Source organism: Kitasatospora sp. NPDC094019 (assembly GCF_044764505.1).
Classification (GTDB): Bacteria; Actinomycetota; Actinomycetes; order Streptomycetales; family Streptomycetaceae; genus Kitasatospora.
This window is the reverse complement of sequence record NZ_JBIWIF010000007.1, coordinates 355,264-382,193: the sequence shown is the minus strand read 5'-3', so window position 1 is coordinate 382,193 and position 26,930 is coordinate 355,264. Positions and strand designations below refer to the sequence as shown.

The 26,930-nt window shown below is 73.5% G+C and carries 21 protein-coding genes, 2 pseudogenes and 1 CRISPR repeat array; of the genes and pseudogenes, 7 read left to right on the top strand and 16 right to left on the bottom strand.

Going from position 1 to position 26,930, the window contains the following annotated elements; genetic code table 11:
- Nucleotides 1-236: 236 nt before the first annotated feature.
- The 9 genes from ACIQ9P_RS18890 to ACIQ9P_RS18850 all read right to left on the bottom strand — a co-directional run bounded on the left by ACIQ9P_RS18890 (nt 237) and on the right by ACIQ9P_RS18850 (nt 13,075).
- Nucleotides 237-2,327 (bottom strand): glycosyl hydrolase family 18 protein, encoded by a 2,091-nt coding sequence (locus ACIQ9P_RS18890; RefSeq protein ID WP_402356748.1) that lies wholly within the window; start codon nt 2,325-2,327, stop codon nt 237-239.
- A 1,133-nt stretch (nt 2,328-3,460) separates the two neighbouring features.
- Nucleotides 3,461-4,180: a hypothetical protein gene (locus ACIQ9P_RS18885; protein ID WP_402356745.1), complete on the bottom strand. Its 720-nt coding sequence runs from the start codon at nt 4,178-4,180 to the stop codon at nt 3,461-3,463.
- Nucleotides 4,181-4,354: 174 nt separating this feature from the next.
- Complete coding sequence (locus ACIQ9P_RS18880) at nt 4,355-5,347, bottom strand: ABC transporter substrate-binding protein (RefSeq protein ID WP_402356742.1); 993 nt, start codon at nt 5,345-5,347, stop codon at nt 4,355-4,357.
- A gap of 110 nt (nt 5,348-5,457) precedes the next feature.
- Nucleotides 5,458-6,150 (bottom strand): ABC transporter permease, encoded by a 693-nt coding sequence (locus ACIQ9P_RS18875; protein ID WP_402356739.1) that lies wholly within the window; start codon nt 6,148-6,150, stop codon nt 5,458-5,460.
- Nucleotides 6,147-6,815, bottom strand: coding sequence for an ABC transporter permease (locus tag ACIQ9P_RS18870; protein ID WP_030391900.1), 669 nt, complete (start codon nt 6,813-6,815; stop codon nt 6,147-6,149). The genes ACIQ9P_RS18875 and ACIQ9P_RS18870 overlap by 4 nt, the downstream gene beginning before the upstream one ends.
- Complete coding sequence (locus tag ACIQ9P_RS18865; protein WP_402356735.1) at nt 6,805-8,016, bottom strand: ABC transporter ATP-binding protein; 1,212 nt, start codon at nt 8,014-8,016, stop codon at nt 6,805-6,807. Before ACIQ9P_RS18865 ends, ACIQ9P_RS18870 begins: the two co-directional genes overlap by 11 nt.
- Before the next feature lie 352 nt (nt 8,017-8,368).
- Complete coding sequence (locus ACIQ9P_RS18860) at nt 8,369-8,755, bottom strand: rhodanese-like domain-containing protein (RefSeq protein ID WP_402356732.1); 387 nt, start codon at nt 8,753-8,755, stop codon at nt 8,369-8,371.
- Complete coding sequence (locus tag ACIQ9P_RS18855; RefSeq protein ID WP_402356729.1) at nt 8,749-9,330, bottom strand: cysteine dioxygenase; 582 nt, start codon at nt 9,328-9,330, stop codon at nt 8,749-8,751. The genes ACIQ9P_RS18860 and ACIQ9P_RS18855 overlap by 7 nt, the downstream gene beginning before the upstream one ends.
- A 367-nt stretch (nt 9,331-9,697) precedes the next feature.
- Entirely contained in the window at nt 9,698-13,075 is a 3,378-nt protein-coding gene (locus ACIQ9P_RS18850) for a hypothetical protein (protein WP_402356726.1), read from the bottom strand.
- Nucleotides 13,076-13,591: 516 nt separating this feature from the next.
- On the opposite strand from ACIQ9P_RS18850, the gene ACIQ9P_RS18845 reads away from it, so the two are divergent.
- From ACIQ9P_RS18845 to ACIQ9P_RS18820, 6 genes and pseudogenes are all read left to right on the top strand, one after another.
- Nucleotides 13,592-14,434: a nitrilase-related carbon-nitrogen hydrolase gene (locus tag ACIQ9P_RS18845; RefSeq protein WP_402356723.1), complete on the top strand. Its 843-nt coding sequence runs from the start codon at nt 13,592-13,594 to the stop codon at nt 14,432-14,434.
- 22 nt (nt 14,435-14,456) lie between these two features.
- On the top strand, nt 14,457-15,962 hold the full coding sequence (gene hydA / locus ACIQ9P_RS18840) for a dihydropyrimidinase (protein WP_402356720.1): 1,506 nt from the start codon (nt 14,457-14,459) through the stop codon (nt 15,960-15,962).
- A gap of 73 nt (nt 15,963-16,035) precedes the next feature.
- Nucleotides 16,036-17,067: a TIGR03842 family LLM class F420-dependent oxidoreductase gene (locus tag ACIQ9P_RS18835; protein ID WP_402356717.1), complete on the top strand. Its 1,032-nt coding sequence runs from the start codon at nt 16,036-16,038 to the stop codon at nt 17,065-17,067.
- A gap of 241 nt (nt 17,068-17,308) precedes the next feature.
- Nucleotides 17,309-17,845 (top strand): annotated as a pseudogene (locus tag ACIQ9P_RS18830) (CRISPR-associated endonuclease Cas3''); the annotation flags it as partial.
- 109 nt (nt 17,846-17,954) lie between these two features.
- A pseudogene (locus tag ACIQ9P_RS18825) lies at nt 17,955-18,128 on the top strand (type I-E CRISPR-associated endoribonuclease Cas2); the annotation flags it as partial.
- Nucleotides 18,129-18,571: 443 nt separating this feature from the next.
- A complete protein-coding gene (locus ACIQ9P_RS18820; protein ID WP_402356715.1) occupies nt 18,572-19,075 on the top strand; it encodes a group II intron maturase-specific domain-containing protein in 504 nt (167 codons plus the stop codon).
- 377 nt (nt 19,076-19,452) lie between these two features.
- On the opposite strand, the gene ACIQ9P_RS18815 is transcribed toward ACIQ9P_RS18820, so the two are convergent.
- The 5 genes from ACIQ9P_RS18815 to ACIQ9P_RS18795 form a co-directional block, all read right to left on the bottom strand.
- Nucleotides 19,453-20,085, bottom strand: coding sequence for a PASTA domain-containing protein (locus ACIQ9P_RS18815; RefSeq protein WP_402356712.1), 633 nt, complete (start codon nt 20,083-20,085; stop codon nt 19,453-19,455).
- Nucleotides 20,082-20,630, bottom strand: a complete 549-nt coding sequence (locus tag ACIQ9P_RS18810) for a SigE family RNA polymerase sigma factor (protein ID WP_402356709.1) — start codon at nt 20,628-20,630, stop codon at nt 20,082-20,084. Before ACIQ9P_RS18810 ends, ACIQ9P_RS18815 begins: the two co-directional genes overlap by 4 nt.
- A 280-nt stretch (nt 20,631-20,910) precedes the next feature.
- Complete coding sequence (locus ACIQ9P_RS18805) at nt 20,911-21,588, bottom strand: hypothetical protein (RefSeq protein WP_402356706.1); 678 nt, start codon at nt 21,586-21,588, stop codon at nt 20,911-20,913.
- A 204-nt stretch (nt 21,589-21,792) separates the two neighbouring features.
- Nucleotides 21,793-22,126: a CRISPR direct-repeat array (repeat unit 29 nt; unit sequence GGGACCAACCCCGCACGCGCGGGGAGCAG).
- Between the two features lie 182 nt (nt 22,127-22,308).
- A complete protein-coding gene (gene bla, locus ACIQ9P_RS18800; protein ID WP_402356703.1) occupies nt 22,309-23,223 on the bottom strand; it encodes a class A beta-lactamase in 915 nt (304 codons plus the stop codon).
- Between the two features lie 126 nt (nt 23,224-23,349).
- Nucleotides 23,350-24,591: a glycosyltransferase gene (locus tag ACIQ9P_RS18795; protein ID WP_402356700.1), complete on the bottom strand. Its 1,242-nt coding sequence runs from the start codon at nt 24,589-24,591 to the stop codon at nt 23,350-23,352.
- 181 nt (nt 24,592-24,772) lie between these two features.
- On the opposite strand from ACIQ9P_RS18795, the gene ACIQ9P_RS18790 reads away from it, so the two are divergent.
- A complete protein-coding gene (locus ACIQ9P_RS18790; RefSeq protein WP_402356698.1) occupies nt 24,773-25,039 on the top strand; it encodes a GlsB/YeaQ/YmgE family stress response membrane protein in 267 nt (88 codons plus the stop codon).
- Between the two features lie 98 nt (nt 25,040-25,137).
- On the opposite strand, the gene ACIQ9P_RS18785 is transcribed toward ACIQ9P_RS18790, so the two are convergent.
- The gene (locus tag ACIQ9P_RS18785; RefSeq protein WP_402356695.1) at nt 25,138-25,728 is read right to left on the bottom strand and encodes a TetR family transcriptional regulator; all 591 of its coding nucleotides are present in this window, start codon (nt 25,726-25,728) and stop codon (nt 25,138-25,140) included.
- Nucleotides 25,729-25,895: 167 nt separating this feature from the next.
- The gene (locus ACIQ9P_RS18780) at nt 25,896-26,918 is read right to left on the bottom strand and encodes an aldo/keto reductase (protein WP_402356692.1); all 1,023 of its coding nucleotides are present in this window, start codon (nt 26,916-26,918) and stop codon (nt 25,896-25,898) included.
- Nucleotides 26,919-26,930 lie beyond the last annotated feature (12 nt).

Sequence of the window (26,930 nt, the reverse complement as noted above, 5' to 3'; positions counted from 1 at the left end):
TGCCGTTCCCGGCCGTCCCCTGCCGTTCCCGGCACCGGAGGCCGCCGAACGGAGTCCGCCGGGGTGCCACGACAGGTGGTCGTGGCACCCCGGCGGGGGAGTGGGGCGGGGCGGCCGGTGGACGAGGACCGACGGTGGCGCTCAGGCGCTCAGTCGCGCAGTCGCTCAGCCGGTCGCCGTCATTCGTCCTTCTGTCGCCCTCCGGCGGCTCCGCGCCCGCGCGGACGGTCCGACCGTCAGGCGATCGAGAAGTCGTCGCCGTAGACGCTGCCCTGGCCGTACCAGCCGTGCAGGTAGACGGTGACGGTCCCGGAGGCGCCGGTGGTGAACGGGACGCTGAGCTTGGTCCAGCCGGAGGCGCTGGTCCAGGTGGAGCCGGTGGCGCCACCGCTCACGCCGACGTAGGCGTAGCTGCCCTGGACCCAGCCGCTCAGGGTGTAGGACTTGTTGGGCGCCAGAGTGACGGTCTGGGAGCACTGGCCGGTCTGGGACGCGTTGGCCGCGGCCTGGAGCGCGTACGAGCCGGAGTGGACCGGGGTGCCCACCACGCTGCCGCCGGCCTGGCAGGTCCACGGGCCGAGGCTGCCGGTCTCCAGACCGCCGTTCGCGAGGCCGCCGGGCGGGGTGACGCCGGTGACGGTCAGCGTGTAGGTGCTGGTGTGGCTGCCGGAGGCGGCGGTGCCGGTGACGGTGAGCGGGTAGGTGCCCGGGGTGGTGGCGGCCGTGGTGGCGACGTTCAGCGTCGCCGAGGAGCCGGCGGTCACGGTGCCCGGGTTGACGGTGGCGGTGACGCCGGCCGGGGCGCCGGTCACGGTGAGCGCGACGCTCTGCGCCGAGCCGGAGACGACGGCCGTGCCGACGGTCGCGGTCGCCGAGGAGCCGGCGGTCACCGAACCGGTGGCGGGGGTCACGCCGACCGAGAAGTCGTTGCCGGGCTGGGTGTTCGTCACCTTCAGCGTGTAGGTGCTGGTGTGGCTGCCGGAGGCGGCGGTGCCGGTGACGGTGAGCGGGTAGGTGCCCGGGGCCGCGGAGGCGGTGGTGGCGACACTGAGCGTCGCCGGGGAACCGGCGGTCACGCTACCGGGGTTGACGGTGGCGGTGACGCCGGCCGGGGCGCCGGTCACGGTGAGCGCGACACTCTGCGCCGAACCCGAGACCACCGCGGTGTTGATCGTCGCCGTTGCCGAGGAACCGGCCACCACGGTGCCCGCGTTGGGGTTCACGCCGACCGAGAAGTCGTTCACCGGCTGGGTGTTGCTGGTGAACTGCGCGAAGATCTTGCTGAAGTCCCAGGTGTTCTGGGCGATCCCGGAGCAGTCGTCACGGGCGGCGGCGCCGGCGCAGCTGCCGTTGTCGCGCTGCAGCGCCCAGAAGGACAGCGTGTTGATGCCCTTCGAGACCGCCCAGTTGTAGACGGTGGTGGCGTTGGCGAGGGTGAAGGTCTCCGCCGGGCCGAAGTCGTCGACGCCGATCATCTCGGTGATGCCGATCGAACCCCACAGCTGAGCCGGGGTCTTGGTCGGGTAGAGCCGCGCCAGCTGGTTGTACAGACCGGTGGCGGAGGTCTGGGTGTCGGCCGCCATGTCGTGCGCGGCGTTGTCGTAGTAGTCGAACGTCATCATGTTGACGACGTCGATCTTCGCGTTGTTGGTGACGGCGTTCCTCAGCACCGCGAGCCCGCTGGCGGCGAGGCCGCTGGTGGTGGTCGGCAGCGTGTAGGAGAACTGGACCTGCCGGCCGTTGGCGGCGGCCCAGTCCTGGACCAGCTTGATCGCCTTGTTGCGGCGGTCGACACCGGCCGAGTTGTCCAGCGAGTCGACCTCGATGTCGAGGTCGATCCGGCTGATGTCGTACGTGGTGATCAGGTTCTCGTAGGCGGCGGCGATCTGGTTGACGTCGGTGCAGCTGTCGGCCAGTTCGGTGCCGGTGGTGTCGGCGGTGTAGCCGCCGAAGGACGGGATGACGTCGCCGCCGTTGGCCCGGATCCTGGCGAAGTCGGCGCCGAACGAGGACTGCGCGACGGGCAGCGAGGTGTCGCCGTTCCAGTACGGCGTGCAGGAGCCCTTGGTGGCGGTCTGCAGGAACGCCATCGTCAGGTACTTGGCACCGGACTGCGCGGCCAGCGTGGCCGGGCTCTCGCCGGTCCAGGCTTCGAAGTAGGGGGCGAACACCCGGGTGGGGAGCGGGGTCGCCGCGGCCGCGGCCTCGGTGGTGGCCGGGGCCGTCGGCGCCGCGCCCGCCGTCGTCGCGCCGGCGACCAGGCCGGCGGACGCGACGAGCGTGACACAGGCCGTCAGGGCGGCCCGAAGTGATCTGGGTAGACGCATGGTTTCTCCAACAGACGTGGTGGGGCAGGACGTTGGTGAAGCGTGCGGAACTGTGCCGCGGCGTCCTCGGCGGATGCCGCGGGGTGGACGTGCCGGGCCGGGAGAGGAGCTTTTCGGCCGTACGGCGGGGCGGTGCTCGGGGGTGTGCAAACCCCAAGGACGCAGGGCACGGACGAGCGGCGCGCGCGGACGCGGGCAGGGGCCGTGACGGGGCCTGGGGGCGGAGCGGAGCAGGGCAGGACATCGCCTCAGCCGCCGGTGGTCACACCCCCACAGTGCATCCCGGTCGGATCGACATGCCTATGGTTGGACTAGACCACTCGTCTGTCAAGAGTCCTAACAGTTCGTTGGCGAAGGGCTGAGGTTGGCCGAGGATCGGTCAACCGTCGAACAATCCGGTTGTGACCGGCGCGGACGCTCGGACATCATCGGAGTCATGCGAGACCTCGACTGGAAGTTCGACAGAGAGGGCGCCTGCCGCCCGCACGGGTGAGCCCCCGGCTCTCCGGCCCCCGCGCGCCGCCTCCGGCGGACGACGGCCGGGCCGTGTCCGTTCGCCTCGCCGCTCGTCCGCCGCCTGTCCGCAAACCGGTCCGTGACCGGCCTGTCGGCGGGCCCGAAAACCTCTCGCTCCGTGGTGACTTCGCGTCGTGGTGACTTCGCGTCGTGATGGCTGCTGGCCGGTGCCCGCCCGCGCCGGGTTCCCGCCCGTCGGGTCCTGGTCCCGGGGTGTCCGTCTGCCGGGTCCCCGCCCGTCGGGTGTCCGTTCCCTGTGCCGATCGGCCTGCCGGAACGCCGTCGGCGTGCCCCGGTCGGTCCCGTTCCGGTCCGTCGGGGCACAGGTCGGCCCGCGCGGTGCGTCCGCCGCCCCGTTGGCCGTTCCACCTGTACGAGCCCGTCCGTGGTGTGCCGGCCAGCCGGCGCCCCGTGCCGACGCTCAGATCCGTCCGCCCGTCAACCCCTGGAAAGGAGGAACCATGAACTTCTTCGTCTCGTCCGACGACAAGGACACCGCCTGGAGTGCCGCCTGAGCCGGTGGAAGGTGTGCCGTGGCCGCGCGGTTGGTCGTCGCGCGCGGCCACGGCGGCCCGGCGCTCAGGACACCGGGCCGATCGAGGTCCGTCGGGCCGGTCTCAGACCGACGGGCAGAGGACGGTGCGCAGCGCGTCGAGAATTTTTTCCGTCTTCTCGGCCCCGAAACCCTGCGGGTGGGCGGGATCCGTGAAGCGCTGGTTGGCCAGGTCGATCAACTTGGCCCGGTCCTTCGGGAACTGGTACATCGCCTGGCACTGGTTGCGGGCCCGGTCGACGGCCTGTTCGGGCTTGCCGCCGACGATCGCGGGATCGATCGCGTCCAGGGCGGCGACCAGTTGCGCGGTGACATCGGCCGCGGGCTTGCCGGGCAGTCCCGCGTCGCTGGGCGGCGCCGGCTTCGGCGAGGCCGGGGGCTCGGCCGGAGGCTTGCCGGGGTCGGCCGGGGCCGGGGAGTCGGCGGGGGCGCCGGTGGCCGGTGCGGGGACGGTGGCCGCCGGGGCGGGCGGGTTCGCGGTGGCGGACCCGGTCGTTCCGGCGGTTGTTCCGGCCGTGGTTCCGGTGCCGGTCCCGGCGGTTGTTCCGGTCGAACCGGTGGCCGTCCCGCCGGGGGCGGACCCCGCGGTGCCGCCGGTCGCGCCGGACGGGTCGGTGGCTCCCGGGGCGGGGCCGGGATCGGTCGCGGCGGCCGAAACGCCGGGGGAGTCGGGGGCCGTGGTGCCGGCCGCGGTGGTGCCGGAGCCCGAGCCGGAGCTGGAGCACGCGGCCAGGCTCACCGCGGCGAATGCCGTGAGGGTGGCGGCGAGAAGACGAGTGCGCATGCCGTCACACTGTCATGTTCGCGCCGCTCAAGGGAAGATCTGTCGAACCGGGATCGACACCCGCTCCCCGGCCGTCGCCGACCCGGCCCCGGAGGGGGGAGGGGAGGCCGTGGTGGGGCGGGGCCGTCCTCCCGACCGGTCCCGCCCCACCACGGCCTCCCGCCCACCCGAGGGTCAGGACAGCCCGTTGGTCTTCAGCCAGTCCTTGGCCACCGCGGACGGGTCCTCCTTGTCCACCGCGACCTTCTTCATCAGCGCCAGCAGCCCCGCCGTGTCCAGCTTGGCCGACACCGCGTTGAGCGCACCGGTCGTGGTCGCGTCCACCTTGGCCTTGTTGACCAGCGGCGTGATGTTCTGGGCGCCGAAGAGGTTCTTCGGGTCACCGAGCGGGACCAGCTTGAACTGGGCGAGCTTCGGATCGGTGGAGAAGACGTTGCCGACCTGGATCGAGCCGTCCTTGACGGCGTTGGCCGTGGTCTCGCCGGTCGACTTCCACTCCTTGAAGGTCAGACCGTAGACGTCCTTCAGCGGCTGCTCCTGCCGCGACTTGAACTCCGGCGGGCCGCCGATGGTGAACTCACCCGCCTGGGCGGCCAGGTCCGCGATGGTCCTGAGCCCGAACTTGTCGGCGCTCTCCTGGCTGACGCTCAGGGTGTCCTTGTCCTCGGCGGGGGAGGACTCCAGCAGCCCGAGGGAGGCGGGCAGCGTCTTCGTCAGCTCGGCGTTGACCGCCGCCGTGGTCGGGTCGGCCGACTTTCCGCCCAGGTAGGAGAGCAGCGCTCCGTTGTACTCCGGCAGGACGGAGAGGCTGCCGCTCTGCAGCTGCCCGTAGAGCACCTCGCGGCTGCCGATGTTGAACTTCTCCTCGACCTTCACGCCCTTGGCCCGGAGCGCCTGCGAGTAGATCGAGCCGAGCAGCACGTTCTCGGGGAAGTTCGCCGAGCCGACCACGACCGTCCCGCCGGGGGCGGCACCCGCGGAGGTGCTGCCGCCGGCGGCCGCCGAGGTCGACGCGCCGCCGCCCAGCGGGTCGCCGCCGGAGGAGGAGCAGGCGGTCGCGGCGAGGGCGAGTGCGGCGAGTGCGGCCACGCCGGCGGTCCGGCGCACCGCCGGAGCGCCGCTCGGCTTCGGGGCCGTGGAACCGCTCGCTGGGGTGAATGTCGACATGGTGACAGGTGTCCTCTCGGGATGGTCAACGGTGAAGAACGAAACGATCGGAGGTGCGGCGGGCGCAACGGGCGCGGCGGGCGCGGCCGGGCTGCCGGCGGCCCGCGCGGTCACGACGAGCGGCGCTCCGCGGCCCGCCGCTGCGCCCGCAGCCCGGGCGGGAGCGCGTACCGGGCCAGCAGGGCGAAGAACGCCTGGGCCGCGACGGCCAGCAGCACGACCAGCAGCGCGCCGCCGATCGTCGCCGCGTAGTCCCGGGTGGCCAGCCCGTCGACGACGTACCGGCCGAGGCCGCCGAGCCCGACGTACGCGGCCACCGTCGCGGTCGCGATGACCTGGACGGTCGCGGTCCGGAAGCCGGCCAGCAGGGTCGGCAGCGCCGACGGCAGGCAGACCTGCCACAGCACCTGCGGGTGCGTCAGCCCGACCCCGCGGGCCGCGTCCCGCACGTCCGGGTCGGTGCCCCGGACCCCCTCGACGGCGGCGACCAGCAGCGGCGGCGCCGCCAGCGCGACCAGCGGCACCAGGACGGCGGTGTCACCGACCCCGGCGAGCAGGACCGCCAGCGTCACCAGTCCGAGCGTCGGCAGCGCGCGGGCGGCGCCGGCCATCGCGGTCACCACGGTGACGCCGCGCCCGGTGTAGCCGATCAGCAGCCCGAGCGGGACGGCCAGCACCGCGGCGTAGAGCAGGGCCTCGCCGGAGAGCAGCAGGTGCTCGGCGATCCGGTGGACGATCGCGTTCGAACCGCTGCGGCGGTCCGGGTCGGAGAAGAAGTCCCCCAGCCAGGTCAACCAGTTCACTGCCCGGCCCCCTTCTCCCGGACGGCCCAGGGCGCGAGCAGCCGGCGGGCGCCGACCAGCAGCAGGTCCACGGCCAGGGCGAGCACCGCGATCAGGACGATCCCGGCCACGATCGGGGTCGGGAAGGTGCGCTGGAAACCGTCGACGAACAGGTAGCCGAGCCCGCCCCGGCCGACCAGCGCGCCGACCGAGGCCAGCGAGATGCTGGAGACGGCGGCCACCCGCAGACCGGCCACCAGGTAGGGCACGGCGGCGGGCAGTTCGACGGCGGCCAGCCGGTGCCACGGCCCGTAGCCCATCGCGGTCGCGGCCTGTCGCACCGGGTCGGGGACGGCGCGCAGCCCGTCCACCGTGGTCGGCAGCAGCACGGCGACGGCGTAGAAGGTGAGCGGGATCATCACGGTGGCCTGGGTGGCCAGCCCGGTGTACGGGATGAGCACCACGAAGACGGCCAGCGAGGGCAGGGCGTAGACGATGTTGAACACGGCGGCGAGTGGCTGGTAGAGGCGCGGGAACCGGGTGCAGGCCAGGCCGAGCGGGACCGCCAGCAGTAGGCCGATCAGCACCGGGACGAGGGCGATGACGGCGTGGTCGGCGAGCAGGTCGCCGAGGTAGCCGAGGTGGTCGCCGATCCAGTACCAGCGGACGAGCGGTTCATCGTCCACCGCCGGCTCCGTCCGTCTCGGCCCGGTCGGCCCCTTCCGTCCCGGTGTCGGCGGTCCCGGTGGTCCCGGTGGTCCCGGTGTCGGCGGTCCCGGCGGTCGGGGCGGCCGTGGCGGCTGTGGTGGTGGCGGGCGGGCGGGCCGAGAGCGCGGCGAGCACCGTCTCACGGTCGGCCGTACCCGTCGCGCGGCCCTCGGCATCCAGGGCGACGGCGATCCCGGAGGGGGACAGCACCGCCGCGTCCAGGGCGGCCCGCAGGGTGTCGGCGTCCGGCCGGAACCCGGGCGCGGGCTCCAGGGCCGCACCCGCCGCGTCCCGGTCGATCCAGCCGATGGGCCGCCGCCCGTCGTCCAGCATCAGCTCCCAGCCCCCGAACCGGACCCCCCGCGGAGGCCGCCCGGCGGCGTCTCCGCCCGGACCCCCGGGTATCGGCCGGACGGCGACCGAGGCGGCGGGCCGCAGCCCGAGCCCGCGCAGGCCCCGGTCACGGCCGAGGAAGGCCGCGACGTCCAGGTCCGCCGGCGCCGTCAGCAGCGTGTGCGGATCGGCGAGCTGGGCGATCCGCCCGCGCTCGCGCAGCACCACCACCTGGTCGCCGAGCCGGACCGCCTCCTCGATGTCGTGGGTGACGAACAGCACCGTCTTGTGCAACTCGGACTGGAGGCGGAGCAACTCCTCCTGCAGCCCGGCGCGGACCACCGGGTCGACGGCGCTGAACGGTTCGTCCATCAGCAGCACCGGCGGGTCGGCCGCCAGCGCCCGCGCGACACCGACGCGCTGCTGCTGCCCGCCGGAGAGCTGGAACGGGTACCGCTTGGCGGTCTCGGGAGCCAGCCCCACCAGGTCGAGCAGTTCCGCCGCCCGGGCGCGGGCCTTCTTCCGGTCCCAGCCGAGCAGGTAGGGAACGGTCGCGATGTTGTCGATCACCCGCCGGTGCGGGAACAGCCCGGCCTGCTGGATCACGTAGCCGATGCCGCGCCGCAGCTTGGCCGGGTCCAGTGCCGCCACATCGGTGCCGTCCAGCAGGACCCGCCCCGAGGTCGGCTCGACCATCCGGTTGACCATCCGCAGCAGGGTGGTCTTCCCGCAGCCGGACGGGCCGACCAGCACGGTCGTCCGACCGGTGGGGACGTCGAGGTCGAGGCCCTCGACGGCGACCGTGCCGTCGGGGTGGCGCTTGCCCGCGCCGTCGAATCTGATCACGGGGAATTTCCTCGTCTCGGCGGCCCCCGGTGGCGGCGCCGATGGTGGTGTCTGTCGCTGTGCCGGTCTGTCGGCCTGTCGCTGTCGTGTGTCTCTGTGGTGTGCCCGTCGGTCGCGTGGTTGCCCGCCTTCGGACCGGCGGAAACTCTGATCAGCCTATGACCTGGTGAACCCGGTGTCCCTGATTTACCGGGCGTGGTCGGATTCACCGGGACCGGCCGACACGGTGACCACGCCCTCCGGGAGCGCCCCGGAGCACCGGGTGCGCCGGGACCACCGGGTGCGCCGGTAGCACCGGCGGCACGGGACGTGCGCGGGGAGCGCGAGGCGCGTGCTCGAATCCTTCGACCCGTCAGCCTCCCTGGCGGGTCGGCAGTCCGGCGGCCGCCCAGGCGACGAACCCGCCGTCCAGATCGGTCGCCCGGTGCAGCCCCAGCTCGCGCAAGGACGCGGCGGCCAGGCTCGACGCGTACCCCTCCGAGCACACCACGACCACCTCCAGGTCGTAGCCGGTGGCCTGCGGGATCCGGTGACTGCCCGTCGGGTCGAGCCGCCACTCCAGCACATTGCGTTCGATGATCAGCGTGTCGGGGATCTCCCCCTCGGCCGCGCGCTGCGCCGCCGGGCGGATGTCCACCAGCAGCGCGCCCGCGCGCTGCGCCCGGAGCGCCTCGTCCGGGCCGGGGCGGTGCACTCCCGCACGGGCGCGGTCCACCAGGTCGTCGATCGTGGTCACCACTGGTCGGGTCCTTCCTCGGAGGTGCGGACCAGGCCACCTGCCCGCAGTTCGTAGTGCGCCATGGAGCTGAGCGGCGGGGAGTAGGCGTGCAGGGTCACGGCCGGGCCGGGCGCGGTGTTGCGGACGTCGTGCACGTACTCGGGGCCGAACGCCCGGGTGGTGCCGGAACCGATCCGCCTGATCAGCAGCCCCTGCTCGGGACCGCCCAGCGACAGCTCCTCCAGCTCGCCCAGCGCGACGGTGAACGCCCCGCGCGAGCCGCCGTGGTCGTGGAAGCCCGTGGACTGGCCGGGCAGCCAACTGATCAGCCACACCTCGTGGTCCTCGTCGGCCGCCAGCCGTCGGTACCAGCGTTCCTCGGTGGAGAGGCGGACGTGGTGGATCCACTGCTCGGGCTGCTCGGCCAGCTCGCGGACGAGCTCCCGCAGCACGGCCGGGGTGAGCGGAGCTCTTCCCTCGGGGGCGGGGGCTGGTGCGGGTGCCTGGGCCGGTGCGGGTGCCGGCGTGAGTGCCACCCCCGAGGCCGGCGAGGTCGTGACGGCGGTGTGCGGGGCGGGTGCGAGGTCCAGGTTCATGTGGGTGTCCTCGGGACGGGCGGGCGGTGGTCGTGGAGCCGTCCGCCGTGCGGCCCGCACGCCGCCGTGGGACATGGTGCGGCGGGGCGGGACGGGGCGGACTGCTGCGTCGCCGTGCGGTGCCACCCCGGTCGGACCGGCGGGCAGGCGCGGTCGTGCGGGGCGGCGTGGCGTCAGGAGAGCGAGTGCGCGGCGCGGGCCCTGGCAGAGGTCACAGAGCGGAACCGGCGGGGAAGGACAAGGTCAACAGGCACACATGGAACTCGCCTGGCGTCGGAGGTCGACGTGCAGGCGGCAGACCAGAGTGGTGCCGGTGTCCATGCGCCGGATCCTTCCCGACGGGACGGCACGAGTCAAGCGAGCACCGTCACGGCTGCCCGTCGCCTCCCTGGTCGGACGCGGTCGGAACCCGTTCGGCGTCGGGCGCCGGGCCGGGGCCGGGGACGGTCCCGGCCCGGCGCGGACCCCGGCCCGGCCGGTCCGGGGGCACGCCGTCGGCGCCTCCGACCTTGGCCTTGGCCGCCCCCGTCGCCGGCGCCTGGTCCGCTCCCGCCCCGACCAGCGCCGCTTCGACGGCGGGGCCCGCCTGTTCGCCCAGGTACCGGCCCAGGGTCTGGTAGGCGTCGAACTGCCGGTGGTCGAACCACTGGTCACCGGCGCCGTCGTACGGGAAGGCCGGATCGCCCACCGCGTAGGCGTGCAGCTCGTACGGCATGTCGGGGGTCAGTACGGCCTGCGCGACGATCAGGGTGCCCTTTCGGGCCGACGCGCCGCCGCCGGAGGCCCCGAGTTCCAGCGGCCACGGGTACACGATGTCGCCGACCACGACCGCCCGCGCGGACAGCCGGTCGGCCAGGCGCGCCGCCAGACCGCGCAACGGAGCCCGCCCGCTCCCGCTCCCGTCCCCGCCGTCGGCTCCGCTCCCGGCCCCGGCGCTGCCCGGGACCAGGAGGTCCGGCTCGCGGAGGGTGATGGTGATGCCCAACTCCTCCCGGGCGAGGGTGATCGCCGCGGCGAGCGATCCCGCGAAGGCGGAGTCGCCGCTCGCGTCGACGCAGACCGCCGTCCGCACGCCGTGCCGCAGCAACTCGACCAGGCCGAGGTTCTCGTAGTGCCCGCCGTCGGTGGTGAGCAGGAACCGGGCGTCCATCGGGTAGCGCCCGAACGCCTCCCGCAGTTGGTACGACAGCCGACGCACGGCGGGCTGCGGCGCGTACCGCCAGTCCCGCTCGGCGGCCCAGAGCGGGGCGAGGGCGGCCGGGTTGGGCAGCCAGGTGCCCAGCCTGGCATTGGTGATCGCGAACAACCCCTGGAACGCCCTGGACCGGCGGCCCATCGCGGAGGAGAAGGCGGCGCCGGAGACGGCCATCGCGGACTGCACCGTGAGGTCCCGGGCGATGTGCCGCCGGGTGCGCCGTTCCAGCAGGTCGGTGCGCGCGTACCCGACGTCCGGACCGCCCACGTAGTCGGAGGAGAAGGTGAACGACACCGCCCGCCGACCCGGCGGCGTCCGCGCGCTCCCGGAGAGGTTGGCGGCCGCCGCGAAGATCACCTGGGGGAAGTCCGGGTGCCGGGCGCCGTAGTGGCTGAGCCGGGTCTGCTCGCGGAAGAAGTGGTACGGCCGGGCCAGGACCTCGCCGCCCGCCTCCTCGCCGCCCGCCCCGTCCTCCGCCCCGTCCTCCGTTCCGTCCCCGACCGCCCGCCTGACGGCGAAGGCCGAGGCGAGACGGTGCCGGTAGAAGGGGTGCAGACCCATCCAGGTCTGGTCGAGGTTGAGGCCGACCGTGCCCAGGACCAGCGGCAGCAGCACCTGGACGGCGGTCGGCCAGGAGTGTCCGGTGGCCACCGCCCACCCGAAGGCGAGCAGCGCGCCGACGGTGAGCGCGGTCAGGGCCGACCAGAGCACGAGGTACTCGGTGATCCGGACGGTGAGACGGCTGCGGCGGGCTCCGCGCAGGGCGCCGCCGAGCGCCGCCGCCCCCTGCTCGATGACGTGGCGACCGTGCCAGAGGATGCCCAGCAGCAGCGCCAGGTAACTGAGCAGGACGGTGAGGCTGATTCCGGCCCCGGCCTGGCGGGCGCCGACCGCGAGCGCCCGCCGCAGAGCCACCGCGCCCCAGGCCAGACCGGGGACGGCCAGCACACCGAGCGCGAGCAGCACGGCCAGCGCCAGCGCGCCGTGCGAGAAGCGGCGCAGGAGGCGTGGCAGCGGCGTGTTCCAGCCGAGCCAGGAGAAGGCGAGCAGCCAGAGCAGCCACCCGGTGGCGGCGGCCGAGAGCAGCCCGACGAGGGTGAGCAGGACCGGTACCCGGACGGTCGGCGATCCGCCCGTACTGCCGAAGCCTCCCGCACCCCCGGACCCGATGGCCCGCGGGCCGACGGCGCCGGCGAGGCCGTCCAGGTCGGCGAGCGGTACCAGGTGGTAGAACCGGCTCAGGCCGAGGCCGAGCACCAGGACGGTGGCGAGCAGCAGCGAGAGCGCCGCGACCAGGCCGCGCAGCAGCGTGCCGAGCGCGACCAGCCACTCGCCCGCGCCGTCCGCGAGGTACTTGGAGTGGCGGCGGAGGTGGTCCTCCTCGGGCGAGCCGGGTTCGAGCACGGTGTCGGCGGTCAGTCCGGACCGTACCCGGACCGGACTGTCGGGCGCGGAGTCGCTCAGTGCCAACTGCATCGCGCCGACCGTGTACCCGCCCCCGGAGACCGCGACCAGGTACCGGGCCCGCTTCAGCCAGGGCCGCAGTGCCTGGAGCGCGCCGAGGGTGACACAGGCCGAGCGGATGCCGCCGCCGGAGACGCAGAAGCCGAGCGGAGCGTGTTCGCGGCCGGGCGGCACCCGGGCGGCGTTGTGCCAGCGGGTCTGTCGGGTGAGCGGTCCGTGGACCCGGGGCCCGGGCGGCCACCGCCCGCCCCGCGCGGTCAGCACCGGCCACGGCGGGATCAGCGGTGGTCCGGCGGCGGTGGGCGGATCCGGTCCCGGGGCCGGCCCGGCCTCGCCCTGCCCCGGCGCGGCCCGCCCGTCGGCCTCGCGTCCCTGCTGCCCGTGTCCGTCCCCGTCCCCGTCCCCGTCCCCATGGACCTCCCCGCGTTCGTGCCGGTGCGTACTTCCGTTCCCACTCCCGTTCCTGTCCCCGCCCCCGTTCTGTCGCTCGTTCCTGTGCTCCGCCCGGTCTGCCGCTTCGCCCCCGCCCCCGTCCTCGCCGCCCTCGCCGTCCTCCGACCGTCGCTGCAGCAAGCCGCGCACCGCCCGGTGCACGGTGGCTCCGCACACCACGACCGCGACCGCCCCCGAGGGGAGGAGCAGCAGCCACTTGACCGTGGCGAACGCGGCCGCCGCGGCGAACGGCGCGTCCCCACCCGTCGGCCCGGGACCGTCCCGGCCCAGCCCGGCCTCCAGCAGGACGTCCTCGGCCACGTCGCAGACGCCGGCCAGCACGCCCGCCAGGCCCGCGGCCAGTGCCGCCGACCGCCAGTGGGCCCGGGTGAACACATGGGCCCCGAGCAGCCCGGCCGCCGCGAGGGTGACGGTGTAACCACCGATCAGCCAGAGGTCGGCGTCCAGCGCGGCCCGGAACTCCGGTGCCTGCCCGGCGATCACCGCCTCGGCGGCGGACCGGGAGCCGGCGAGTTGCAGCCGGACGTCCCTGGCGCCCTGGTCGGCCGCCGTCCGCCGTGCGTACAGCAGCCACCCGAGCACGGCCGGCACCGGCACCGCGAGCCCGAGCAGCACCCCGCCCCAGGCGGGCACCCTGCCCCTGAAAAGCCCCCTGCTCCCGGTGAGCGCCCCGCTCCCGGAGGCCACCCCCACCCCGGCGGGCACCCCGCCCACCGACCCGTCCTCGGCCGCCACGACGACCCACCCCTCTCCACCACCGCACCACCACCCGACCCCGGGGACGCACCCCGCGCCCCGCGCCCGCCCCGGTACCTCGATCCGGCGGACCGGCGGACCGGCGGCCGGAGGGGCGTCACCACCTTCCTGCCCCGCTGCGCCCCACCCCGAGCATGGATTCACCCGAATGAGTAAGGAGTGCGCTCCCGGGGTAGATGACCGTTTCATCCCACCTACGAGACCCCGCGTGTCCGCCGGGCAAGATCGCCCGGGCCGCGTTGTGTCGGACGTATTGTCAGGCGACCGAAGCCGGGCCTACGGTCGACGCACCAACTTTCTACGCACGTAGACATCCACCGCAGGCAGCACCGCCCGCCGACCCTCGGACCGCGGGCCCGCCCCCGGACGGGCCGCGGAGTTGCGGAGGTACCCATGTCGCAGATCGTCCGTGCCGCCCTCGTCCAGACCCGCTGGACCGGCGACCAGGAGAGCATGATCGCCCTCCACGAGCGCTACGCCCGCGAGGCGGCCGCCCAGGGCGCGAAGATCCTCGGCTTCCAGGAGGTCTTCAACGCCCCGTACTTCTGCCAGGTGCAGGACCAGGAGCACTACCGCTGGGCCGAGCCCGTCCCCGACGGCCCCACCGTCCGGCGGATGCGCGAACTCGCCCGCGAGCTCGGCCTCGTCCTGGTCGTCCCCGTCTACGAGGAGGAGCAGCCCGGGGTCTACTACAACACCGCCGCCGTGATCGACGCCGACGGCAGCTACCTCGGCAAGTACCGCAAGCACCACATCCCGCAGGTCAAGGGCTTCTGGGAGAAGTACTACTTCAAGCCCGGCAACCTCGGCTGGCCGGTGTTCGACACCGCCGTCGGCAAGGTCGGCGTGTACATCTGCTACGACCGGCACTTCCCCGAGGGCTGGCGTGCCCTGGGCCTCGGCGGCGCGCAGATCGTCTACAACCCCTCCGCCACCAGCCGCAGCCTGTCGGCCTACCTGTGGCAGCTCGAACAGCCCGCCGCCGCCGTCGCCAACGCCTACTACGTCGCCGCCATCAACCGCGTCGGCACCGAGGAGTACGGCGACAACGACTTCTACGGCACCTCCTACTTCGTCGACCCGCGCGGCCGGTTCGTCGGCGAGGTGGCCTCCGACAAGGAGGAGGAGCTGGTCGTGCGCGACCTCGACCTCGACCTCATCGAGGAAGTCCGCCAGCAGTGGGCGTTCTACCGCGACCGCCGCCCGGAGGCGTACGGACCACTGACCGAGGCGTGACGGAGAGGGGCACCAGCACACCATGACCAGCACCCCGAGCAGCACCCCCGCCGCCGGCCGGGCCGCCGCGGAGTCCGCCACCGGCTCGGCCGTCACCGGCTCGGCCACCGCCCGGACCGGGCGCACCGCCATCCGCGGCGGCCTCGTCGTCACCGCCACCGAGGAACTGCGCGCCGACGTCCTGATCGAGGGGGAACGGATCGCCGCCCTCGCCGCCACCGGCAGCGGGGCCGCCCTCTCCTGGACCGCGGACACCGTGATCGACGCCGACGGCCACTACGTCGTCCCCGGCGGCGTCGACGCCCACACCCACATGGAACTCCCCTTCGGCGGCACCCACGCCTCCGACACCTTCGAGACCGGCACCCGCGCCGCCGCCTGGGGCGGCACCACCACCATCGTCGACTTCGCCGTCCAGCCGGTCGGCGGCAGTCTGCGCGAGGGTCTCGACGCCTGGCACGCCAAGGCCGAGGGCAACTGCGCGATCGACTACGCCTTCCACACCATCGTCTCCGACGTCACCGACGCCGTCCTCAAGGAGATGGACGCCCTCGTCGACTCCGGCGAGTCCACCTCCTTCAAGCTGTTCATGGCCTACCCGGGCGTCTTCTACAGCGACGACGGACGCATCCTGCGCGCCATGCAACGCGGGGCCGCCAACGGCGGGTTGACCATGATGCACGCCGAGAACGGCATCGCCATCGACGTCCTCGTCGAGCAGGCCCTCGCCGCCGGACGCACCGCGCCCCGCTACCACGGCGAAGTCCGCCGCGAACTGCTGGAGGCCGAGGCCACCCACCGGGCGATCAAGCTCGCGCAGGTCGCCGGCAGCCCCCTCTACGTGGTCCACGTCTCCGCCGCCTCCGCGCTCGCCGAACTCGCCCGGGCCCGCGACGAGGGCCTCCCGGTCTTCGGCGAGACCTGTCCGCAGTACCTCTTCCTCTCCACCGACAACCTCGCCGAGGAGGGCGCGGACGGCTTCGAGGGCGCCAAGTACGTGTGCAGCACGCCGCTGCGGCCCCGTGAACACCAGGAGGCGCTCTGGCGCGGGCTGCGCACCAACGACCTCCAGGTGGTCTCCACCGACCACTGCCCGTTCTGCTTCACGGGCCAGAAGGAGCTCGGCCGCGGCGACTTCTCGAAGATCCCCAACGGCCTGCCCGGCGTGGAGAACCGGATGGACCTCCTGCACCAGGCCGTGGTCGACGGACGGATCAGCCGCCGCCGCTGGATCGAGATCGCCTGCACCACCCCGGCCCGGATGTTCGGCCTGCACCCGCGCAAGGGCACCCTCGCCCCCGGGGCCGACGCCGACGTCGTCGTCTACGACCCGAACGCCGTCCAGACCGTCTCCGCCGCGACCCACCACATGAACGTCGACTACTCGGCGTACGAGGGGCGCACCCTCACCGGTCGGGCCCGCACCGTGCTCTCGCGGGGCACCGTGGTGCTCGACCGGGGCACCTGGCTGGGCCGGGCCGGGCACGGCACCTTCCTGCGCCGGGACACCTGCCAGTACCTCGGCTGAACCACCGGCCCGGCCGGGCCCGCCACCGGTCGCCCCTCCCGCCCGCACATCCGCACAACTCCCGGAGCCCGCCTTGGACATCGGCCTCGTCCTGCAGACCGACCCGCCCGCCCGCCTGCTCATCGATCGCATGATCCGCGCCGAGCGGGCCGGCTTCAGCCACGGCTGGACCTTCGACTCCTGCGTGCTGTGGCAGGAACCCTTCGTCGTCTACAGCCGGATCCTCGCCGAGACCAGCACCCTCACCGTGGGTCCCATGGTCACCAATCCCTCCACCCGCACCTGGGAGGTGACCGCCTCCCTGTTCGCCACGCTCAACGACATGTTCGGCAACCGGACCGTCTGCGGGATCGGCCGCGGCGACTCCGCGATGCGGGTGGCCGGTCGCAAGCCCGCCACCCTCGACCGGCTCTCCCAGGCCATGTACGCCGTCAAGGAGCTGGCCGAAGGGCGGACCGCCGAGGTCGACGGCACCGAGATGCACCTGCCCTGGGTCGGCGAGGGCGCCCGGTTGCCGATCTGGATGGGCGCCTACGGACCCAGGGCCCTGGACCTGACCGGCCGTCAGGCGGACGGCTTCATCCTCCAACTCGCCGACCCCTTCCTCGCCGAGTACATGGTCAAGGCCGTCCGCCGGTCCGCCGCCGAGGCCGGCCGCGACCCCGACGCGCTCACCGTCTGCGTCGCCGCCCCCGCCTACGTGACCGCCGACGACTCCCCGGCCGCCCTCGCCCACGCCCGCGAACAGTGCCGCTGGTTCGGCGGCATGGTCGGCAACCACGTCGCCGACCTGGTCCGCCACTACGGCGAGCACTCCGGCCTCGTCCCCGAGGCCCTCACCGCCTACATCAAGGACCGCCAGGGCTACGACTACAGCCACCACGGCCGCGCCGGAAACCCCGACACCGCCTTCGTCCCCGACGAGATCGTCGACCGCTTCTGCGTCATCGGCCCGATCGAGACCCACCTCGCCCGCCTCGAACACCTCCGCGGCCTCGGCGTCGACCAGTTCGCCGTCTACGCCATGCACGACGCCGTCGAACCCACCATCGACGCCTACGGCACCCACATCGTCCCCGCCCTGGCCGCACCCGCGGCCCCCTGATCCCCGGTGCCTTCCCCGGAGCGACCCTCGACGTGAATCCCCGGGCGAGCCCCGAGCGAACTCCGAAGCGATTCAATATCAATCAGATGTGATCACTCCCGGTCGTTCGCTCGGTGTGCACCCGCAGGCCCTGTTGAATGGCGGCGTGACTGGAACGCCTGTCGGTCCAGAGCTGCACGCGCGGCTGTCCGCTGCCGCTCGCACCGTCTGGGCCAAGTCCGAGGAAGGCACCTCCGGATGGATGCCGCTGTGGAGCCACATGGCGGACAGCGGGGCCGTCGCCGGGCTGCTGTGGGACCGGTGGCATCCGAGGAACGTGCGGGAGTCGATCGCCGGGGCGCTCGGGGGCGGCCGGCGATCGGCCCGGGAGCTCGCGGTGCGGCTGGCGACCACGCACGACACGGGCAAGGCGACACCCGCGTTCGCGTGCCAGGTCGACGGACTCGCCGCCAGGATGCGGCAGGCCGGGCTGGCGATGCGCGACCCGAAGCAGTACGGCGACGACCGGCGGCTGGCCCCGCACGGTCCCGCCGGCCAACTGATCATCCAGGAATGGCTGGTGGAACGGCGCGGATGGAAGCACCGGGCCGCCGGGCAGTGGGCGGTGGTGGCCGGCGGGCACCACGGGGTGCCGCCGGGGCACGGGCAGTTGCACGACCTCGAACTGCGCGAGGACCTGATCCGCACTCCCGGAACAAGCGAAAAGCTCTGGCGTGACGTGCAGTTCGAGCTGCTCGACGCGTCCACCGAGGTGCTCGGGGCCGACACCCTGCTCTCCGCCGTGAAGGACGTCAAGCTGCCCCAGCCGGTACAGGTGCTCCTGACCGGCATCGTCATCAGGCCGGGGCCGGGCCGTCCTCACGTACAGCACGGACACCGAGCAGGGCTTCGCCTTCGCGACCCACGAACACCGGTGGCAACCGGTGGACCACGAGGGCCTCACACTGATCCACCGTCCGGCAGACCGCCCGTTGCCGTCGCCCCGCGCCGGGCCGCCACCGGAGGGGGTCACGAGCGGCTGGAGCAAAGCCTCCAAGCGCCGCCGTTTCGACGGTCGTTGATTCGGTGGAGGGGTGCTTCGGATCGTCTTCGTCCACTGATCCCTGAGCGGGCAGTGGCGACTACCGGCGCCGTGGGACCAAGGGCGTCACTGCGCCCGGTGGGACCGGTGACGACGTGCGCGCCCGGCACCGGCCGCGACAACCACCACGGCAACCAGCACCACGACAACGAGCCGGACGCCGACATCGGCCGGGGCACTCGATCCCGCCCCGGCCGTCACGCAGACGGCGAGCAGGCTGAGCAGGGTCATCGCGCCGTGACGGCCGCGGCCGAAGGGCAGGGAGCTGGGCATCATGTGATTACTCCATGGTCGGATCGAAGGCCGAATCCGCGATTGCGGCAGCACTCGTAGACCGGGCAGGCGGTCCCAGGACGCGATCGCCGAGATCCACCACTTCGGCACCCACGGATACCGCTGGGTGCTGGATGCGGACATCGAGGGGTGCTCCGACCGGATCGACCACGTGGCCCTGATGGACCGCGTGCGCGCCCGGGTGAAGGACAAGCGCGTCCTGGGAAGCCGACCTGGAGGATCGTCCGCTACGCGGACGATTTCTACACGTTCATCGCCAAGCGTCCCATTCAGGACCTCAAGGCGAAGATCCGTGCCCTGACGCACAGAACATCGCAACACGATCTCCGGTCCCTGCTGATCAGGCACAACCAGATCACGCGAGGGTGGACCGCCTACTTCCGGCATGCCGTGGCGAAGAGCCGGTTCGGGACGCTCGCTCACTTCTTGTGGTGGCGGCTGATCCGGACGCTCTCCACCCGGCACCGCTGGAACTGGACGGATGTCCGCCGGGAGCACACCGCCCTCAGCGGGCGGTGGCTACCGATCACGGCGGGCGGAATCGAGCTGTTCGACATGGGCAAGGTCCCCGTGACCCGCTACCGATGGCGAGCGACCCGAATCCCCAACCGATGGACAGAGGGCGCAGCCTGACGGATGTCTCCGTGGAGAGCCCGTTGCGTGGAGACACGCACGGCGGGTTCGGCGAGGGGTCCGCAGAAACGGACCGGGAGCAATCCCGGCACCGCGCTCCGGGCCCACTCAACTCTATAGGGCGTCAGCACCACCGGACGCCGGTCGCCGGCGTCCGGTACGACCTGCGCGGACGCGGCGCGCCGGGCCCGCGTCCGCGCCGGTCGGGGCCGCCGCCTCGGGCAGGACCTCCGCAACCCGAAGACGATGCCGAGCGAGCTGCGCGGCTGACGGCATCGGAGCCCGCCACCCGCAGCCGTTCCCCCGCTGCGGGTGGCTTCCCTGCCCGGCAGGACGGGGCGCCGTCCGCCGGTGCGCGGGCCGAAGGACCCGGTCGCTCAGGATCCGCCGGGTTTGCCCGTCGAGACCAGCAGGAGGACGGACGAGCCCGGTGCCACCGGTTCTGCGCCGCCCCGGGGGGCACTGCTGATCACCTGCCCGGCGGGAGCGTTCCAGTCCGTGTGCCGCATGATCGTGCAGCTCAGTCCGAGTCCGCGCAGCAGGCTTCCGGCCTGTTCGACCGGCATGCCGGCCAGGTCCGGCAGCGCGATGCCCGCTCCCGCGGTCTGCTCCCGCTCGTGTGTCGGAGTCGCATCGGCACTTCCGCTCCTGGGGGTGCCGGTGGCGAGCGGGGTGCACGCCCCGTTCGCCGGCGCGGACAGGGACGGGGAGGCGCCGGGCGCGGACAGGGACGGGGAAGCGCCGGGCGCGGACAGGGACGGGGAGGCGCCGGGCGCGAGCGGCACGGGCTTCAGCGCGAAGAACCCCACCGTGGCGCACGCCAGTGCGCAGCACGCCGCGGCGGTGCCGAAGAGCGCCCGGCGGGTGCGGCTGCGGCTGACGACTCGCTCGATCGCGGCCGCGTCGACGACCGGCGCCGTCGGCCCGTCGGCGAAGGAGGCCACCGCGGCACGCAGCTCGGCTTCGAGGCCCGGCTCGAACGGGGCGGGTCCGGACGACGTGTTCCTCACTTCGTACCTCCGAAAGCGGCCGACGGGGTGTGCGGCGCCCGGGCGCCCGATACGGAATCGCGCAGCTTGGCCAGGCCGCGGGCGAGCTGGGACCTCACCGCACTCGAAGAGATGTCCAGGATGTCGGCGACCTGCCGGGCGTCCAGATCGTGCAGGTAGTACAGGACCACCACGCTGCGCATGCCCATCGGCAGCCCGAGCAGTGCCTCGATCAGTTCCGCGCGCAGATCCACCTGCCCGAACCGGTCCCGGAGGTCGGCCGTCTCGGGCACCCCCGACAGCCCGGGGCGCTCGCCCAGGCGCGACAGCCGCCGCCAGCGGTCGTTGGCCAGGTTGACCAGCACTTTGCGCACGTACGCCTCCGGCGAGTCCGCCACCGCGACCTTCCGCCAGTGTCGGCACGCCCGCTCCAGCGCCTCCTGCACCAGATCCTCGGCCACGTGCACGTCACCGGTCAGCGCATACGCGGTGCGGAACAACGCTCCCGACCGCTGTGCGACGAACTCCGTGAATCCGTTGCCCGGACCGCTCCTGCGAAACCTCACCCGCCGACCTCCTCTCCTCGTTCCGTCCCGATCACTGCCCCTATGACGGCGGAACGGGGCCGGGTGCTGCACCGAGCTGCCGGCAGTGACGTGAATCACAGCTGGGACGGAAGGGCGTCCCAGGACCTCGCGCCGCTGCCGCCCGGGGTGGGGGCGGGGCCCGGAGTCCCGCGCGGGCGGAGCGGAAGCGGGCTCGGGCTCCGACCGGCCGCCCGTCGTCACGGAACGCGGGCCGGTCCTCTCCCGGGAGGCGAGCCGGCGAGTCTGGCCGTCCGGGGGTTCAGTCCTCCGGGATGCCCGGCCTGGCCGGTGGGGGCGGTGGGGCTGCGGCGAAGTGGTCTCCGCCCTGGCCGGCTCCGGGTGTCAGTCCTCCCACGGCTCGGTCACCGTCTACGACATGCTGCTGGAGCTGGAGAAGCGCCTCGACGCCCTGCGGCACGTCGGCCACGCCGGCGGCATCGACCCGCGCGGGACCACTGTCCTGCACGCCGTCCGGCTCGCCGCGGCCATCCTGCAGCCCGTCGTCCCCGGCGCCGAGCCGCCGCCGTTCCCCGACGACACCGCCCGCCTGCTGCAACTGATCGCCAACTGGCGCGACGCCGCTCTCGACCTCGGCGAGTTCGCTCCCGCCGGCCCCGTCCTGCGGGTCGTCCCCGGCGGCCGGGGCAACCGGCCCGGGTCGGCAGGGTAACGGCCGGCCGTCGCCTTCGCCGTGCTCTCGGAGCCACTCGGCGACATCGTGCACCTCGTGCACCCGGCGCCCGGTGACTTCCTCGTGCAGGTCCAGGTCCTCGGTGTCGAGGGCGATCAGGATCGCGGTGCCGCGCAGGGCGGAGGCGATGTTCAGCAGGTCCTCGTCGTGGTGGTCCTGCATCCGCCAGCCGAGATCGCCCATCCGCTCGACCAGCAGCCGCAGGCCCGCCCGCGGCTGCCACGGCCTGGCGGGCGAGAGCGGCAAGCTCGGCGTTCCGGTCCTCAGCCACACCTCCAGCGTGCGCCCGTTCTGGCCGGGCCACCCCGGGAGCGAAGATCATTCCTCAGCGCCAACCGCTGTACCGCTGCCACTCGCGACCGGTTCAGCGTGGCAGGCACGCAACAGCGGAGATCAGCCTCGCGCGGGCGGGGCGAAGCATGGTGTCTGGATTGGACCCATTTGCCAGGAAAGACCAACCCCGCATGCGCGGGGAGCTGGCCGCCCATGGCGACCGGGACGACGTGGCACGGGGACCAACCCCGCACGCGCGGGGAGCAGCAGAAGATCGGCTTCGCGCTGCTGGGCCTGCTGGGACCAACCCCGCACGCGCGGGGAGCAGTTCGTCTTCGTGATCCAGGAGAAGACCGCCCCGGGACCAACCCCGCACGCGCGGGGAGCAGTGAATCTCGATTTTGGAGCCGCGGCCGCCGCGGGGACCAACCCCGCACGCGCGGGGAGCAGGAGACCGTCGGCTCCTACGACTGGACTGTCGAGGGACCAACCCCGCACGCGCGGGGAGCAGAGTTCTTGAGCTGGGATGTTGTCACGCGGGGGTGGCGGTTTTTGCAACTTCTTTTGATTCGGGCATTCTTCGCAATCCGGTGGGAGTGTGGCTCGGTGTCAGGCTATCGGGACAAGTGACCAAGCGTGCGCGCGATGACGGTTCTCTTCCGGCCGTGACGGTCGAGGCGAGAGTGCTGGTGGCTAGGCCAGCGCGGTGGCGATCAGCCTGGCGGTCGCGGCGAGGAGGGGTTCGTCGGCCGGGGCGTCGGGGGTGGTCTTGGTGGAGAGGACCGCCACCGCGATCGGGCCTCCGTCGGGTGGCCAGGTGACTCCGACGTCGTTGGTGGTGCCGTAGCTGCCGGTGCCGGTCTTCTCGGCGATCGCCCAGGTCGTCGGCAGGCCGGCGCGCAGGCGGTTGGTGCCGGTGGTGTTGCCGAGCAGCCATCCGGTGAGGCGGTGCCTGTCGGAGGGGTCGAGGGCCCTGCCGACGGTGAGCCGGGCGACGGTGAGGCCGATGGCGCGAGGGCTCGACGTGTCCGTGGACCGGCCTGGTTCCGCGGAGTTCAGCGCGGGTTCCCAGCGGTCGAGCCGGGTCACGCGGTCACCGGCGGAGCGGCAGAACCGGGTGATCGCCTCGGGGCCGCCGAGTTCGCGGAGGAGGAGGTTGGCGGCGGCGTTGTCGCTGTACTGGATCGCGGCGGCACAGAGTTCCTCGACCGTCATGCCGGCTTCGAGGTTCCCGGGCAGGCCCGTGATCGGCGCGTAGCTCGATTCCGTCACGTCCTTTGCCGTGTAGTGCCGTCGTTCGGCGAGGAACGAGCCGTCCCGGTCGAGGTCCCTCAGGACCGCGCCCACGGCGAGCGTCTTGAACGTGGAGCACATGGGGAACAGTTCGTCCGCGCGGTACGCCACCGTCCGTCCGGTGACGACATCTTGGGCGAAGACTCCCAGCCGGGCGGCGTGCGCCCGCTCCAGCTCGCGCAAGCGATCGGCGAGTTCGCCTCCCCGTGAGCGTGGCTCCTGTGCGAAGGCCCGCCCTCCGCCGGAGAGGACGGTCACCGCCGCGGCTGCCGCGACTCCACCGAGAACCTGTCGCCGACCAGGTCGGTATCCCATGCTGCCTCCTGTTGATGCCGTGCTCGCGGGAGGCCCCGCACGTGCGGGGCCTCGTCCGAACGTATCGCCGGATTCACCGCACCGAGCGACGGGAGTGCTTCGACAACGAACGGGGTGCGCCCGGTGTCACAGGGACAAGCGGTCGATAACGGCGAGGACGTGGGCGGGGCCGTCCTCGGTGGCGAGGGCGGTGGCGAGGGTGTGGGCGTGGGTGCGGTGGTGGGGGTTGTCGAGGGTCTGGCGGATGGCGGTGGCGAGGCGGGGGGCGGTGAGACGGGGGAGGGGGATGGGGCCTGGGGACGTGCCCAGATGGGTGAGGCGGGCGGACCAGAAGGGCGCGTCGAGTTGGGCGGGGACGGGGATGGTGGGGGTGCCGGCGCGGAGGGTGGCGGCGGTGGTGCCGGCGCCGGCGTGGTGGACGGTGGCGGCCATGCGGGGGAAGAGCCAGTCGTGCGGGGTGTCGCCGATGGTGAGGGCGTCGTCGTTGTCGTCGGGGGTGGTGAGGCCGCTCCAGCCGGACTGGACGACGACGCGGACGCGGGCGGCGCGGGCGGCGGCGAGAACGGTGGCGGTGAGCCGTTCGGGGTCTGGGACGACGAGGCTGCCGAAGCCGATGTACACGGGTGGCGGTCCGGCGGCGAGGAAGTCCAGGAGGCGGGGCGGGGGTTGCCAGTCCGGGTCGGTGCGGGGCCACCAGTAGCCGGTGACGCCGAGGGACGGGTGCCAGTCGGCGGGGCGGGGGACGACTCGTGGGGAGAAGCCGTGCAGCACGGTGCGGTTGCGTCGGCCGCGTGCCACAGAGCTCGCGGGCAGGCCGAGTTGGCGGCGGAGTCCGTGGACGGCAGGAGCGAAGAGCCGGTCGACGGCGGCTTGGACGGCGTGGCCGGCGAGCAGGTTGCCCGGTCCGCCGAGGGAGCGGGTGCCGGTGACGGCCGGGGCGAACTCCCTGGTGGGGGAAAGGGGTTGGAGGTGGAGGGCGATGTTGGGGATGCCGGCAGCCTCGGCGACGGCCTGGCCGAGGTCGGCGGTGGTGCTGGTGGTGAGGAGGAGGTCGGCGCCGGGTTCGGCCGCGGCGGCGATCCCCGCGCCGAGGGCGGGCGTGAACGCGCGGGCGAGGCGGACCAGTCGGAGGACGGCGAGCGGTCCGGAACCGGCTCGCAGGAGTTGCTGGCCGTGGGCGGAGGCGAGTTCGGCGCGCGGGTCGACGGGCAGCGGGCGGAACTCCAGTCCGCAGGCGCGGACGGAGTCGGCGAAGGTGGTGTGGGTGGCGAGGGCCACCTGATGGCCGGCCGCCCGGAGGCGGGCGCCGAGTCCGGTGAAGGGGGCGACGTCGCCCCGTGAGCCGGCGGTGGCGATCAGGATGCGCATGGCCGCAGTATTCCGGGGCAGTCGGGTCCCGAGAAGGGTGCCACGCCAGCGGGGAACCGCGGGCCGCGGGCCTTCGCGCGCGGACGGGCCGGGCGCGGAACCGCCCGGCGGTGGCGCGGCGTCCTTGCCAAGGAGTACGGCGTGCACGGGGCAGTCGTACGGCTCGAAGGGCGGTAGGCGCATGGGCTTCGTCGCATGGATCGTGCTGGGCCTGGTGGCCGGGGCGCTGGCCAAGCTGCTGCTGCCGGGGCGGGACCCGGGGGGTCTGGTGGTGACCACTCTGATCGGTGTCGCCGGTTCCTTCGTCGGCGGATGGATCTCCGCGAAGTTCCTGGACCGGCCGGTGGCGGCGCATTTCTTCGACCTGGCGACCTGGGCGTCCGCGATCGGCGGCGCCCTGGTGCTGCTGATCCTCTACCGGCTCGTCTTCGGCAACTCCCGCAACTGACGGCGATCGGGGCGGGGCGGGGCGAGGAGCCCCGCCCCGCCCCGATCCGTGCCCCGGGCAGGAAGGTCGGGCCGCGGGGAAGCCGGGCCCTGAGCGCATCAGGCCCTGGCGGCCAGGCCGCCGAGGATGAGCCGCCAGAGGGCCTCGAACCGCTCGTCGGCGGCCGGGTCGGACCAACTTCCCGCGTGGGCGGGGTTGTGGAAGTGGGCGGTCGCCTCGAACACGGCACGAGCGGTCGACTCCACGGGGGCGGAGTGGAACTCCTCGCTCTCGGCGCCGTCCCGGACGATCCCGGCGATCTGGGCGATCAGCGTTTCGACGTGGGTCTCGACCGTGTGGCTGTTCTCGCCGACCAGCGTCATGTAGGTCGCGAACAGCTGGGGGTCGTCGAGGGCCTTGCGGCGCTTGGCGGCGAAGAGGGTGCTCAGCCAGCGGTGCAGGCGCTCCGCGGCCGGTCCGGTACCGGTGGCGATGAGGCGCAGGTCGTCGTGGGCCTGGGCGAGCCAGCGTTCGGTGACGGCCTCGCGCAGCGCCGCCTTGCTCGGGAAGAAGCGGTAGACGCTGCCGTGGCTGACGCCGAGCGTGCGGGCGACGTCGACGACGGTGGCCTTCGCCGGGCCGAAGCGCCTGAGGACGTCCTCCGTCGCGCTCAGGATCTGCTCGGCGGTGAGTGCGCTGTCCGTGCTCACGGGGAGGTACGTCCTTACGGGTGAGGCGTCCGCCCGCCGGGGTGCGGCGGGCGGACGGCCGGTCGGTGGGCGGCCGTCCGGGAGTGGGGCCACCGGGCGTCCGGCGGTTGGTACGGGTGCCGACGGCCCCGCCCGGAGCGGGCTTCCGGCACGGCCGGGACCGCGCCTCAGTGCTCGCTGTCGAGATGGGCCATCTGGGCGGCAGCGTACCTGTCGCCGGCCGCGGACCCGGCGGGGACCGCCGCCTCGATGGCCGCGAGGTCGGCCTCGGTGAGGGCCACGTCGAGCGAGCCGAGGGCCTCGGTGAGGCGGTCGCGGCGGCGGGCGCCGACCAGCGGGACGATGTCCTCGCCGCGGGAGGCGACCCAGGCGATCGCGATCTGCGCGACGGTGGCGTTCCGTTCGGCGGCGACCGCGCGCAGGGCGTCGACGAGCCGGAGGTTGTGGGTGAGGTTGTCGCCCTGGAAGCGGGGGCTGTGGCCGCGGAAGTCGGTGCCGGCCAGCTCCCGGCCGGTCTGCCAGTGGCCGCTGAGCAGGCCGCGAGAGAGTACGCCGTAGGCGGTCACGCCGATGCCGAGCTCGCGGGCGACGGGCAGGATCCCCGCCTCGACGGAGCGGGAGATGAGCGAGTACTCGATCTGGAGGTCACTGATCGGGTGGACGGCGGCCGCGCGGCGCAGGGTGTCGGCGCCGACCTCGGAGAGCCCGATGTGGCGGACGTAGCCGGCCTGGACCAGCTCGGCGATCGCGCCGACGGTCTCCTCGACCGGGACGACCGGGTCCAGCCGGGCCGGGCGGTAGATGTCGATGTGGTCGGTGCGCAGGCGGCGCAGGGTGTAGGCGAGGGCGGTCTTGACCGCTGCCGGGCGGGCGTCGTAGCCGAGCCACTGGCCGTCCGGGCTGCGCTGGGCGCCGAACTTCACGCTGATCCGGACGTCCTCGCGGTCGCGGCCGCGCAGCGCCTCGTGGATCAGCAGTTCGTTGTGGCCCATGCCGTAGAAGTCGCCGGTGTCGAGCAGGGTGAGGCCGGCGTCGAGGGCGGCGTGGATGGTCGCGATGCTCTCGGCCTCGTCGGCGGGGCCGTAGAGGTCCGACATGCCCATGCAGCCGAGGCCGAGGGGGGAGACCTTCGGGCCGGTGGCGCCGAGCGTGCGCGGGGGGAGCTGGCGGGGGTTCTGGGTGGTGGACATGGGTCAACGATG

Bases quoted from the DNA above. Each gene is read 5' to 3' on its own strand.
- bla (WP_402356703.1), bottom strand. From the start codon at position 23,223: ATGGGATACCGACCTGGTCGGCGACAGGTTCTCGGTGGAGTCGCGGCA.
- ACIQ9P_RS18890 (WP_402356748.1), bottom strand. From the start codon at position 2,327: ATGCGTCTACCCAGATCACTTCGGGCCGCCCTGACGGCCTGTGTCACG.
- hydA (WP_402356720.1), top strand. From the start codon at position 14,457: ATGACCAGCACCCCGAGCAGCACCCCCGCCGCCGGCCGGGCCGCCGCG.
- ACIQ9P_RS18855 (WP_402356729.1), bottom strand. From the start codon at position 9,330: ATGAACCTGGACCTCGCACCCGCCCCGCACACCGCCGTCACGACCTCG.
- ACIQ9P_RS18880 (WP_402356742.1), bottom strand. From the start codon at position 5,347: ATGTCGACATTCACCCCAGCGAGCGGTTCCACGGCCCCGAAGCCGAGC.
- ACIQ9P_RS18790 (WP_402356698.1), top strand. From the start codon at position 24,773: ATGGGCTTCGTCGCATGGATCGTGCTGGGCCTGGTGGCCGGGGCGCTG.
- ACIQ9P_RS18795 (WP_402356700.1), bottom strand. From the start codon at position 24,591: ATGCGCATCCTGATCGCCACCGCCGGCTCACGGGGCGACGTCGCCCCC.
- ACIQ9P_RS18885 (WP_402356745.1), bottom strand. From the start codon at position 4,180: ATGCGCACTCGTCTTCTCGCCGCCACCCTCACGGCATTCGCCGCGGTG.
- ACIQ9P_RS18845 (WP_402356723.1), top strand. From the start codon at position 13,592: ATGTCGCAGATCGTCCGTGCCGCCCTCGTCCAGACCCGCTGGACCGGC.
- ACIQ9P_RS18780 (WP_402356692.1), bottom strand. From the start codon at position 26,918: ATGTCCACCACCCAGAACCCCCGCCAGCTCCCCCCGCGCACGCTCGGC.